We start from the raw sequence: 13,001 nt of genomic DNA on the forward strand, positions 1-13,001 counted from the left end.
GCCGCCAGAAGCAGAATATCGTCAATATTCCAGATCGGGCTCCTGTGGGATGACTGAATTCTACAAAATGACCCGAAATTGCCTCAAGTGTGAGAAATCCGCGTCGATGCCGACGCCTCGAGATGCCGCTCTTTGAGCGATGATCGGATTAAAATCCCTCGAGGACAGCTGACGGCCGACATCAAGGACGCCTGATTGATGAGACGCAACGTGGGGACACCACTGGCTGTGATCCTTAGGCTTGAGAAATCTGCCCGATGTGAAATGTTGAAAGCGAAGCAGGACGAAGCCTGTGCCCGGGTCGAAGCAGCCGATGCCGGCATGCTCCGCGTCCCAGGAGAAAAAAGCGTATAGCGCGAAGACGGGACGTCACGACCGGGGACCGACACGAAACCGGCGGATCAATCCGACTGATCCCGACGGCCACCTCATGTGGCCTTTGGAAAACCAGGAATTCCGGCAAGCTTACAGTGGCCAAGCTGCGGTCTGCCTGTGCAAAGCCGCTGTCCGCACTGTGGAACCCCCGCGCGATACCATCTGCACAATCCCATGCCCCTCTCAGCTACCGATTGTACCAACAGCCCATTGCGTTAGGATACGATAAAGACAGGCAGGATTCCGCCGCAGACACGTTCCTCAGGTAAGGCCTGCTGATCACTGTACGTTGCGCCCGCAAATTCACGCGGCATTTTTTGTAACTGTTTCTTTAAGAAATCTCGTAAGAATCCGACTTACATATTGCCAGCTCAGTTCCGATTCATTGATCAGTTTTTGCGCAGCTTCGCTGTCTGAGTCCCGGCAGGAATCTTCAAATGCCAGTAACTGATCATGTAAATCAATACCTCCCAGTTGATAAAATATGCCCGTGAATCTATGTGCCAAATCACTGGCTTTTAAGAACTCCCCGGAGCTAATAGCAGTCTTCATCTCATCAAATAACCTCGGCATGTCAGCAGAAATCTCAGCTATGAGCTCACGCACTGCCACATTACCCATACGGGACCAGCAGGATTGCAATTTATGAAAGTCAAACTTTATCTCATCAATTTCGGAGATCAAATCGCCTGAGCTATGGGAATGAAGAGACATTTGAGTATTTAGCACAGTGCAACCCGATGCACGCGCCAACTCCGAACGCATAAAACTGACAGTGTCAGCGAGATCAGAGCGCTTCGAAACTACACCATTCATACCCGCCTTGCGGCATTCCGAAGACACATCCTCCAGAAGATGAGCTGTGATTCCGATAATAATCGGCAACGTCCCGCATCTGGCTGTCCGGATACACTTCGCGACCTCGAATCCCGATATTCCGGGGAGACGAAGATCGACCAAAGCACAGTCGAATGATTCTTTTTGCAGAAGTAACAATCCCTCTTCTCCCGAAGCGGCGGTGAATACGGAACAGTCCCTGCTTTCCAGTCCTGATTTAAGGAAAAACGTGTTGACCGGATTATCTTCGATCAACATCACCCTTATTTTCTTGTCTTTTCTTTCAGTCTCTACCGCTCTGAGCGGTTGATTCAATAAATTAAAAATACATTGCTCGTCCAGGGGATACTCAAGCCTGACGATAGACGTTCCTGGCGTGCTCAGCGCTGACAAGTCTGCTCCAATAACAGCTATTGTGGAGAGTTTATCACCGCATGAGGCCAAACATTTCTCGACTGTGACCTCAATTGACTCCCCTTCAATATCTCCGTCGAGCAAAACAAGATCTAGTTTCTTCCAGTGAAATAGAACACGTTCGCAAACCGCTATGGTGGTAAAGCTGTCGTCTGAAGTATCTACTTTAACATCATTTGATTTCAGAAGATCCATCAAATATGTATTGTGGGATGGAGATAACCCTGCCAAAACAACCGTATGACCGTCCTGACGCAATACCCGCGACACAACCGCCGGCTCTATGTCACCCTCGAACACAAACTTTGTCCCACCTTTTTGGCCAGGCTCAAAATAAATACTTCCATTCATAAGGTCTGCTGCAATTTGACAAATGTGCAGGCCAACGCCAAAACCAGCAACGTTTTGCGAGATATTTTTTCCTCTCACAAAGGGTGCAAAGATATCAATATTTGATTGGGACTCTATACCGCATCCCGTATCTTCCACACTGATCAACAATCGATGCTTATCATTGCAATCCTTGATCGACACCGAAATAGATATGATTCCTTTATCAGTATATTTTATTGCATTTCCCAAGATATTACTAAGAACATGACGAATTAAAATCGGATCACAATACCAGGAATTAATATCATTTAGGTTTATTGACGAAACAAAATCAAGACCTTTATTTTCTGCCTGCAGTTTATATACTTCAACAATATCCATAATAATTTCAAATATATTAGAATTTACATTAGATATCGAAATTTGTTTATTTCCAGACGTTAGTGATCGAATAACTCCATCAAAATACGAAATAATAGAATCGCAATTAAGACGCAGTGCCTTAAGTATCTTCTCACTTCTTCCGTCTTGCTGCGAAACATGCAGCATATTACCCAATGATTTTAATGAAATAATGTCATTCATCAATTCGTGCATGATAATCTTCAGATTGTCCATATCCACATACGAGCGACTATCACGTCGCGAGTACACGATCAGGCAACCCATAAGAAAGACAACTCCAAATAAAATCGATATCTGGGAAATTATAAAATATTTACCTTTCCCTGTACGATCAAAACTGATTGGCCGCAAAGTTGCGAAAGACTCATCTCTTAAATCACCAATTAGCGTAATAAGATGTACGCCAAGAACAGTGTCGAAGTCACCTTTTCTCAAAGAGTTAATATCACCTGCTGGCGCGCCGCAATCTATTGAAATTCTCCTGTTATCCCCCGGGAATATGAGAGTAATGCTTCCAGATTTTACGTGAGAGCATATTGCCTTATCATCAAAACCAAAATATTTCGGCGACAGAAGAGCTACGAAGTATCGAACTGAATTCCATTTCTCACTTTCTTTGCGCTCAATATAGAATATCTCGCCTCTCGAGGAGATAAGGGCAGCACGACCGGCGGGACGCAGCGCTCGGTACGTTGCAAGAGCCATTGTGGTTTTGACGTTTATGTCGAGAGGTTCAGTACTAACCAGCGGAGTATCGCTTTGGCTGTATATCGCCGATTGCTGGATCATTCTCCTTTGAGACGGAAGTGACAAAAGGCATTCTGTTGCGTTTAGGCGACTAAAGTCAGAGCACGCAAAAGCCCGATCAGCGATCTCTGACAGGTGAACCTGAACCGATTTGAGAGTCCCGCTAACAGCCAGTAAGACCAGATCACTTTGATTTTTATTAAACAAATTCTGCTTTATAGACAATTTACTATTTATATTTGATATTTTATTATCTATATCAGAAATAATACCATCAATTTGCATTTCGTTTTTTCGTTGTATATTCAAATTATACATATTCACAGTATACTCTCGATAACAGAATATTATCGAGAGCGCTGATACAGAAGCCAAAAGAATAGAAAAAATATAGCTACGCAACGCCGCTGCCTTTTTAAATACTCGTTTCACCGTCGTAAACAAAAAAGCCAAGGCGCGGCACCATTACCACTGCCAGTAAATTCAACAATATCTGTCGATCCGGCAGACGTTGTTATAAAAAATTTACCTCCACTCATAACTGCCAGCAGCTCGCTTTCGACTTTCGGTGTCAACTTTAAATTTAAGCGATATTCGCCCGGTGAGAATCGATGCAATGTGTGATACCAGTGCACTCCTACATCTGAGAATCTGAGTGTAGCATTTACATCCCTGCACCTCGCAGCAATATCGTGCTTGCATGACAATGAGAATAATACAAACGGGCCGTCAGCTTTAAAAGAAAGACTCCAGAACGTCGCCGCAAGAGTAGCCCGACACGTATCTTTGGTTGTGAATAGCCATGCGCCCGTCGAGATGCGTGACCGCGCCCGATTTTGGGGCGTTGCGGGAATCTCGTCTTTCGCTTGATTCGTATGCAAAGATTTGGATGGCAGTCCGGCGCAGTCAGATAAACCCACTGCCAGTAGCACGCATAAAACTACACCCGTCCAATCAACTGATCTTAATATCTGGGGCATGAAAAGCTGAACTTCTTTTCACTAAAATCGGCAACCAACGCCTGGCCGCACTTAACAACAACAAACGCTACTGCATTTTCGAAAGAAAACAAAGCGACAGAAAGCAACGCCCATGTTGTATTTTTTAGCGCGTGCATCATTAATAAGCAGTCGAGTTTAAAAAGAAATATCTCAAATCATCAGGATTAAAAATGTTTGAAAAATTCAGCTTTCTATGTTTCGTTTTGGAAAATGATTAGATATATGATGCAGACGCTGTGTCAGATGTGGACGGTAAATGTTAAAAGAACTATTAGCCATTGCGGATGCTGCTTATTTGGCCGGCGACCGTGAAACCACCGTAAGGGCGATAAAGTTAATTTATGATGCGCATGATTTATTAAGGGTGTCTTCGGAATTTAACACAGGAAGTAAAGTTAGCGGAAGAACAGAGAGTTCCACGTCTTCGTTGTCGCAATGTGATCAGTCAGAATGTTCGTAAAAAATAGCCCGTCTATTTATTCTGACCGACAAGCTGACTCGGCAAAATTGCCAGAACCTCACAAATCGAGATAAGTTGCTCAGGAGTCGGGAGAATTGTTCCTGCTTCGATGGACCGGAGACTCTCCACAGAGATTGATGCTTTGCTGGCTATCTCGGTGACGGTCAGACGACGAGCATGCCGCCAGAACTGGAGATTATGCGCGACTGTGAGAGCAAGGTTCATGCGCGGCGTTTATCTTTTTTTGCGAATTTCGTAAAGTGATTATGGCAGCCGCGGTGCAGGCGCCTGATGGCTGCCGTCGTGATCGCGCGGGCCATCCGCTCAGCCTGACCATTAGTCCACGGGTGGCTGGCCTTATGTTATAAAAGAACCCGATCGGATAGCGCCCGAAGGGCTGCGTTTCTGGCCTGTCGCCTCCAGATCCGGTAATGGCCAGATCCCATTCCGTTGAAAGCAGCGATACAGGGCGCGGCCAAGTCAGATGCGGACTGCTCGCCTGCAAGGCATGCAGCAGTCGAGCAGAGGCAGCAGGATACGACGACAGAAAGTGAACGCCTTGGTTTCTCCGGTTTTCGGTCACCGACCGTCTGGCGCCTGCGCCATTTGGCAACCGTCTTCGTGTCGCTCCCGAACGCCCGGCTCAGCGTCGCGAGCGAAGCTTGCGATCGCGGTATTGCTGCCGCGATGGCGCGCGTGCTCGTGGCGCTGCCATGATGTATCTGCCACCCCGCCGGGCTTCCTTCCACTCGCGTGAAAAATATCACACCAACAAACCACCGGAATAAACAAACAGGCTACACTCTGTGGCCAGCACGTTGACTGTATTATTATCTTAGTCTCCCCTCTACAACAGCGGTAAGACAGTTTTTGTCTAAGCATACCACGTATGCTTACGTTTGTCTTGCATGTGGCGTCCTTGACGTATCTCGCGTTTTACTAGTTTGTATTGTGGAGACATGTGCGCTGGCGGTCTGGCGATCATGAACATGACCAAATCACCACCTTTTATTTCCGGCTGAATGATGACGACAAGCTTCGCACCGACTACCTCTGATCCGGACAATCTGATCATGAATACCGCGAGAACCGGGGTGGTCGCGTTCCGCCAGAGTACGTCAGATGATCCGGGTAGATTGCCTTCTTTGCCTGCAGAAATTCGCTTCACCACGGGCTCTCGTCTTGAAAGAAATTCGTGTCTGAGCGATGGCATACTAGCGGATAATCTCGGTCTGAACACGATATGATGAAATATCTCCGGATACTTGGGGCACTGGTGACCTTCGGCAGCCCGCTTGCTGCTCACGCGCAATTTCACCCGCAGCAGGGGCTGGATGGGAGCACGCCTGTATTCATGAATGGGAAACCTATCGGAGCACTCGGACCGATGCTGATCACATTGCAAAAGGAGATCTCCGCAACGAGCGCGCTGACCGCAACCACTCTGCGCGAGATTGACGTCGGACAGAAGGCACCACGCCTGACGGACAGTGAGATCGCGTCCCTTTCGAATATCACTGCCGACATAATGGCTCAGGGGCATGCGTACATAGGCACAGCTCCGCTTGATTATGGCCTTACGTGGAAGGACAAGTCTTGGCGGCCTCTTGCGGCGTTCTTCGATAACTTCGGGGACACGCCCTCGTCGCCCCGAACGATCCATATGGGTGGGCTACAGGATCACGCGGATGCCTATCTGAATTTGCTTGGACTCTTGATGGGTCATTCGGATAACTCGGGTGCGATCCTGACTGTGCAGGATGCAGATTCATCCTTCATGGCTAACCGTAACGGCGCGGGTGGAACCGACGGCGTCCTGGAGTTCACCAAGACGAACAATAACCCGCCCCGACTCAAAGCCGGTGTCGATATCACTAACACGGATGGTATAAAACGGGTCGTCACATTCGGTAAGACAAGCTTCACTGTCACGCCTTCTTTTACTCCGGCGCAGCTTGCTCTGATTCGGGGTGCGGGAATAATCCGAGTGTATGCGAACTGGAAGAACGGCAATAATACCGCTCCGACCCCCCATGGGTTCAGCAGGCCGAATGTTTATTACGCTTACATGGACGCTTCAAAGGCAACAACGACTTCGGATGGTGGTCTAAAATTCCCCGTTATGACGGATGACGATACCACACAGCCGGGCTGGCGGACACAGAATAGCATCAATCCAGCCGCACGCGCGCCAGGCACGAACAGTGGCGACTCGATTGACAAGCTGTCGGACACCTCCTCGGCAGCTCCGGGGCTCGTGTGGAATTATCCGGATCAGGCGGTCTTCATCGGCATGTCGGACGGCAAGACTATCCACAATGATATGGCACAATATACACCTGGTAATGACAGCATTACGCGTGCCATGACTGGCGTGGAGTATGACCTTCTGGCGAATCAGACCGCGGACTATCAATATAAAATTGATGGCGTGATGATTAACGCGTACGGCAATGGCTATAAGCTGACCGACGACAGCACGGATATGTATCTCGGTGGATATATTAACCACCATCTACAGATTGGTGATGCAACCTGCGGTGTTTATGGCATTGAGGCCTCGAGCTTCATCTCGAGAGGAGCTTGCACGACGAAAACGGATGGCCAAGGTTATGTGATGACGCAGTCGCAGGGCCTGAGCTATCTGGGGCATCGCATGGTTCTGACGCAGGCCAATATTGCGGGAAAAGGGGAAGCAAAAGGCGACGCTTCGAAAAATATTCTGGCCATCATCGGTTCCGTTGACGCCGACCCGAGCGATCCGTTCCGGTCTGGTGCCGGCATGGCCGCGATTAAGTGGAACGCGTTCGGGACGGACACGCAGGATATCTCCCTTTGCGGCGGTGCGTACGGTGCAATCTGCGGTCTCAGGGTTATCTCGAATGGCAATACTGAGCTGACGCATGCGCTTGTCCTCGGTGGCTCCGGCATCCTTGGGATGGATCCAACATTCAAGACCAACTGGGTGCAGTGGTATCCTACGCCGAACGGCGATTGGCTGATGGGTACCTCTGTCAGCGGCGGGGGAAACCTGCGGGGCGTTGCGGGCTATTATGGCGCGACAGCGACGTTCACCGGAACCCTGTCAGGGGCGGATGCAAACTTTTCGGCACAGGTAAATGCCAATCACGATATGGTCGTTACAGGCAATCTCATTTCAAACGTCGGTGGGCATCTCATATTCCAAAATACCATTTCGACTGCGGCGGCGTCCTTGCAAGTGGATGCGACGGGCAACATCCTGGAGCGCTCCAAGGAGGCTATAGGTGGGGGTCTTGGCTTGACGGTCCACGGCTATAGGAGTCTCGCACACACCGGAGTTGCTGAAGGCACGCAGAGCTATTGCAGCGATTGTAAATCCTCGCATAGTACCCATAGAGCCGTTGGCATCCCTGTATGGTGGAATGGCTCCCAGTGGACGGACAGTATTGGCGATGCCGTTATCCATCCATGAACTCTGCAAGTTCAAACTGCTTCTGACCCGACGATGGTTGCCATTTTTCGCCGTAAATGCTTACGAACAGTGCGGTCTCGGCTAGAAACCCCACTCCATCTTTTGTCAGCATCCAATATATATGAGAATATCGAAGACTGTGGAGTGAGAGCGAAATCGGAATTTCCAAAAATCGATACATCATAGTGATGGAATCGTCTTTAATCGGAATTATACAATATTTGACCGATAGAAGATCTATTCTCTCAAGCTGATAAGGCCAGCCACATCGTTTAGTAGGATGGCACCGGTCAAGTATAATACACAACGTTTATAATATGGTTGAGATATGCAGAATAGCGATGCGACGTTCTGCACATAGTAATCGAAATACGGCGGGATGGAGCCTTCAGGAGGCGGTGCGACTCAAGTCGCGGGAGGAAGTAGAGCGCCGATCTGAAGCAGCTTCTTACAGGGCGTCACAGACGTACTTATGCTGCCAGAACTGCTGGCAAAGACTGGTGACGCCTGGTTTGCAGCGAGATGCCATGACCTTGGCGATACAGAGCGGTATTGCTCGCAGCGCTGCGAACGAAACGCTCAGATGGCCCTTAGGTTATGTGCTCTGTCCAGAAATTGCTACATAATTGTTTATTGCAGGTTGTTCAGCAATTGGGAGAGTTTTATATTCAGAAACTGAGAAATGGCTATCAATTCTTCCGGACTCAGTCGCACTCTTCCAGCCTCAGCCTGAGCTATTCTGTCATATGAAATATCGATTGCCGCAGCTAGTTCGGAAAGCGCAATTCCGTTTTCACGACGAATACGAGAGAGATTGTTTCCTATTATATGTTCGGCACTGCTTTTGCTGTTCCTCATCATTAACCAGACTTTCTTCGAGTTTTGATATATTCAGATTTGTCTATATACATGGGTAATGAGTCAATCAGACAACACAACGTCACTGACTCAACAAAATGAGTAAATTTTTTCGATTTTTCATCTCGCGCGATTTTAGGCTCGAGACTCGTTCCGTGAGCAAGGAGATGAAGCTTACAGCGATGTGGGTTGCTGACATGAATATATGAGTTTATCTGTCATATCGTGTTGCAGTTCGTGGCCAGTCTACGGGTCCGGCAAACATATTTTCGATAAGATGATGCTTCTGATATAAACATCGGTTACCTTGATTTCCGGTTGTTCTTTGGTGGGCTAATGGAAGTGATGTTCCGTTCTGCAGGCGGCTGCGTGATCCTGTTACTGTCATATCCGGCGTGACCTGCCCCCAATGTGCTCTCATTACTGAGCTAGGATCTGCGGGTTGCCCGCTACCCTTGTTGGCGTGCTGAGCGAAAGCCTGTGGCGCGTTATGCCATCGAGGCTTGATGACCAGGCAGGCGTGGCAAGATTGCGGAACAGATGCTTGTTGAGGCATTCATCACGCAACCGGCCGTTGAAGCTCTCGATGAACCCGTTCTGCTGCTTGCCCGGTGCAATGCAGTGCCACAGCAAGGACTGCTTTTCCTGCCAGGCCAGGATCACGTTCGAGGTCATCCAGGCGCCGTTGTCGCTGACGATCATCAGCGGCGAACAACGATGGTTGTCGATCCGGATGGACTCCCGGCCGAGCCATTCGCGTGACAGCGATGTATCCACCACGACCTCAGACATTCACGCGTGTAGTCGCTGCCACTGCCAGCACCCGGAAGCGCGGTCCGTTATTCAGCGCGTCCTACACGCAATCGGGGCCACGCCGCGGGCCTGATCCGTTGAGGCGCTTCATCGCGGCATCATCCGGGCGGCATGACGCATAGCTTCAGGTCTTTGGATCCATGCCAGTGAGCCGGCAGGCTGCCGCTGCGCGTAATCCTTCTCCCTGATCGCCCAGACGAAGGTACCTCGCCGCAAACCGGGCATCATGAACTTTTTTTGCCAGCAGGTCCTTCAGCGTCGGGATGTCCGTCATGCTCTCCGCAGGGAGTCGCCGCAGCTTCGCGTTCTTCTCATCAAAGTCCCTGGGCCACCGTGCTTCCGACACCTCCATCTCGCCGTATTTCGAGAACTACGCGCAGAACGTCGCTTTGCTGATCCCGTGTCTGCGGCACGGATCGGTCGCCCTCACGCCTGCCTGCTGCTCCTGATGATCTGATTCTGGGCGAAACATGCTTTCTTTATCGTCTGTCTCCGGTGGAGAGACTTTACCTCAAATCAGGGGCATTTCAGGCGGCAAGGTCAGTGTTCCCCGCCGACCTCTCCGGTTTCGGCCGGTAGGTCTGTCAGCACTATATCAGCATCTTTGAAGTCACTGACCTGACCGGCGTCAAAGAAAGACGGGCAGGACGAGCCTCGCCGTCGAGCACAGCATGCAGCTTCAGACCGTCTTTCGTCCGGCCAGTATGGCGGCGAGGCTGCTTTAGCCAAAAGTTTGAGTGGGTTATACGCGCTTTCGGTAAACACACGCTTCACCCATGGTCAGCGCCTGCGGATCGCATCCAGGATCACCTGAGCGCTGGCACGGTCTGAGAGATCTCAGCCCAGGTCTGCTTGACAATCAGGAGGCGCCAGTCCGTATCGATAGCGATATGCCCTGCGGCCCGACGACCTTTGTCGGCATCGTCATCCCTTATCCCCGCATGAGACGGCGTTCTGCTGCTCCAGCCGCTGATCACCGCCGCTGTCGGACTGGTCACGCTGTCTTCCTGCCTTCGGCCGGGACATCAGTTCAAAGTCATGGATGGCCTGGAACAGAAACTGTCGCGCCAGTAACCAAGCTGATCGGCAGCATCAGTCAGTCGCAGCCTGAACCAACAGAATAGCTTACCGCGTTGATCGCCTTGTAGAATTCGGTCTCCCATGGGCGGCCGCGACGCCCGGTGGCTGGCATAAACCGCCATCCGCTCCCTTTCCTCGTCCGTCAGGTCAGATGGGCAGCGTTTCTCCCCGGGCGTGATCCGGGCCGTCTGCCCTCCGCTCCGACATCTACATCCAGAGCGTGAATTACACTTCACCAATTTCCCAAACTGGCTCTTAGAACATGACAACAGAAATACCAGCTTTTTCACACGAAACACATAGTATCCTCCAACTACTAAAAAACCTCGCATAAATATTTAACAGCAAATTAACGATTATTTTTATTTCCTTAACCTGATTTAAAACATATATGTAGCAAAACATGTCTTGTGCGCCGGAGAAAAGCTTTGCTAGAAAACAAAAATATTCTTGTTGCTGTTAGAACACATTTCTGGAATGAAGTATCGGACTGCTTATCGAGAAAATTATACGGTCAGACGCCTCGATGCGACTTCGTTATATTAGCTGACGAGACGGGAAGGATTATCGACACGTCTCCGTTTGAAAAAATCAGTCATACGTCTGATTTTTCCCAACAGGGTCTACCTCATCTTCCAAAAGACTGTAATAATCTTCATTTCAATGGTGATTACGCTTTATATGCACTAAGGAAATCGAAGCCCGGTTATGATTTGTATTGTATGGTCGAAGCAGATGCGATTCTGAATATTGACGTCGAGGCACTTTTGAACCGATGCCTTGAAGAGAAAATCGATTTTGTCGCAGATATTTCCGAGATAAATAGTCCGGCTCACGCCGAACATCACAGAAATGTGAAACGATGGTTTAAAAATACTGCAAAAGCATTTTTTCCGGTCATTATCTGTTCGGGAACATTCATTGATAAATTATATAAAAAACGAATTTCTCTGATTAGCGAAAAAGACATAGAAAGAGACTGGCCTTACTGTGAGACTTTTACCGCCTCGATGGCTCTATCAGATGACAAGACCACGGTCTTAAATCTGAGAGATATATGTGACATAAGTCTGTTCAATTTCATGAATCATAAATATGTCTACGACCCGACCCTCTACAAAAAGGGAACTCTTTGCCATCCTGTCACAGGAAAAGATTTTGTGAAAAAGAATCTGCTCGTTAATGACGTCGAGACCATTTTCGACAGAACATCAAATTTATATACAGGTATTTCCTGCATGGATGGAGATAGTTTTGTTAATGATCTTGAGATAAAAATAAAGGAAAAAAAGAATCATAATCTTCTTCTGAAATTCTGGAACTTTGCATTTTCTGAGGGCTGGACTAGGCAATTACCGGCGATTAACATCGCATTTGCGAAGCCGGCCACACAATCCTCCACCTGTGAATATTCCTTCAATCCAGATTTAAATACAGATGCATCTTGCGTTGTTGATGGATTTCTGAATTCTCCGTCTAATCATACTGATACTGAGACCGACCCATGGTGGATGGTCGATCTTGAAAGTAATTTTTCAATAAGAAGTGTTGTGATCTACGTTCGTCCTTTTTTGTGGAACAGATTTAATAATTTTACCGTAATGGGGTCCGAAGACGGAAACATATGGGAGTCTCTTTACCAGAAAGATAATGATCTGCCACTTGATTGCAAAGACCATAAGCCTGTAAAGCTGACTTTTGGAAAAGGTCACATTTGCAGATATATAAAAATAGTTCAAAGAGGCTCCGAACCACTTCACCTTTCGCAGGTTGAAGTTTATTGTTATTGATTACTGTTTCTTAAGTTTGGCAGAGTTCCGGAATCGGAACCTGTTAAGAGCCTATTTGGAAAGTCGCTGAAGTGTGATTCAAGCTCTGGATGTGGACGCCAGAGCAGAGAGGCCGCATAAACGCTCATCCCTGAATTTCCAAACAGGCTCTAAGCTGTTGTATTGAGTATTTCTTTGTTATTCAAAGGCAATCGTTGAAGACGGGCCTGCGATTAAAAAGTTTCTACTATGGTGGCATTTCCACACTGTCTAAGCGCTGGCCGGGCATCAAACGGAAATGCACGAGATTGCCCGAGCATGTTTCAGCGCGAAAATCTTCGTTGTCAGAGGTGGTCCCCATTTTTCGGACAGGGCGATAAGCTATCATCTGGCCTGAACGAGGACGGGTTTTATGGGCAAGGTTACGCGGAAACGGTATGCGGCAGAGTTCAAGT

7 protein-coding genes and 2 pseudogenes are annotated in these 13,001 nt (G+C 48.6%); 2 read left to right on the forward strand and 7 right to left on the reverse strand.

The annotated features are described in order from the left end of the window. Positions 1–678: 678 nt before the first annotated feature. The 3 genes and pseudogenes from GOB93_RS19885 to GOB93_RS22320 form a co-directional block, all read right to left on the reverse strand. Positions 679–3,396 (reverse strand): hybrid sensor histidine kinase/response regulator, encoded by a 2,718-nt coding sequence (locus GOB93_RS19885; protein WP_173585140.1) that lies wholly within the window; start codon positions 3,394–3,396, stop codon positions 679–681. Between the two features lie 1,188 nt (positions 3,397–4,584). Continuing rightward, the gene (locus GOB93_RS19890; protein ID WP_173585141.1) at positions 4,585–4,797 is read right to left on the reverse strand and encodes a helix-turn-helix domain-containing protein; all 213 of its coding nucleotides are present in this window, start codon (positions 4,795–4,797) and stop codon (positions 4,585–4,587) included. A gap of 139 nt (positions 4,798–4,936) precedes the next feature. Then, positions 4,937–5,321, reverse strand: a pseudogene (locus GOB93_RS22320) (IS481 family transposase); the annotation flags it as partial. Positions 5,322–5,815: 494 nt separating this feature from the next. Between GOB93_RS22320 and GOB93_RS19900 the strand changes: the two are divergent. Continuing rightward, the gene (locus GOB93_RS19900) at positions 5,816–8,026 is read left to right on the forward strand and encodes a hypothetical protein (protein WP_173585143.1); all 2,211 of its coding nucleotides are present in this window, start codon (positions 5,816–5,818) and stop codon (positions 8,024–8,026) included. A 630-nt stretch (positions 8,027–8,656) separates the two neighbouring features. Here GOB93_RS19900 and GOB93_RS19905 read toward each other — a convergent pair. The 3 genes and pseudogenes from GOB93_RS19905 to GOB93_RS19915 all read right to left on the reverse strand — a co-directional run bounded on the left by GOB93_RS19905 (position 8,657) and on the right by GOB93_RS19915 (position 10,695). Continuing rightward, positions 8,657–8,887, reverse strand: coding sequence for a helix-turn-helix domain-containing protein (locus tag GOB93_RS19905; protein WP_173585144.1), 231 nt, complete (start codon positions 8,885–8,887; stop codon positions 8,657–8,659). A 451-nt stretch (positions 8,888–9,338) separates the two neighbouring features. Next, positions 9,339–10,180: pseudogene (locus GOB93_RS19910) on the reverse strand (integrase core domain-containing protein); the annotation flags it as partial. Between the two features lie 323 nt (positions 10,181–10,503). Further along, the gene (locus GOB93_RS19915) at positions 10,504–10,695 is read right to left on the reverse strand and encodes a hypothetical protein (RefSeq protein ID WP_173585145.1); all 192 of its coding nucleotides are present in this window, start codon (positions 10,693–10,695) and stop codon (positions 10,504–10,506) included. A gap of 510 nt (positions 10,696–11,205) precedes the next feature. On the opposite strand from GOB93_RS19915, the gene GOB93_RS19920 reads away from it, so the two are divergent. Next, positions 11,206–12,567, forward strand: coding sequence for a discoidin domain-containing protein (locus GOB93_RS19920; protein WP_173585146.1), 1,362 nt, complete (start codon positions 11,206–11,208; stop codon positions 12,565–12,567). Between the two features lie 226 nt (positions 12,568–12,793). Here the strand turns inward: GOB93_RS19920 and GOB93_RS21280 are convergent. Next, on the reverse strand, positions 12,794–13,001 hold a 208-nt coding region (locus tag GOB93_RS21280), incomplete at its 5' end, for a hypothetical protein (RefSeq protein ID WP_206752624.1).

This window comes from Acetobacter musti, from assembly GCF_011516835.1.
Lineage (GTDB): Bacteria > Pseudomonadota > Alphaproteobacteria > Acetobacterales > Acetobacteraceae > Acetobacter > Acetobacter musti.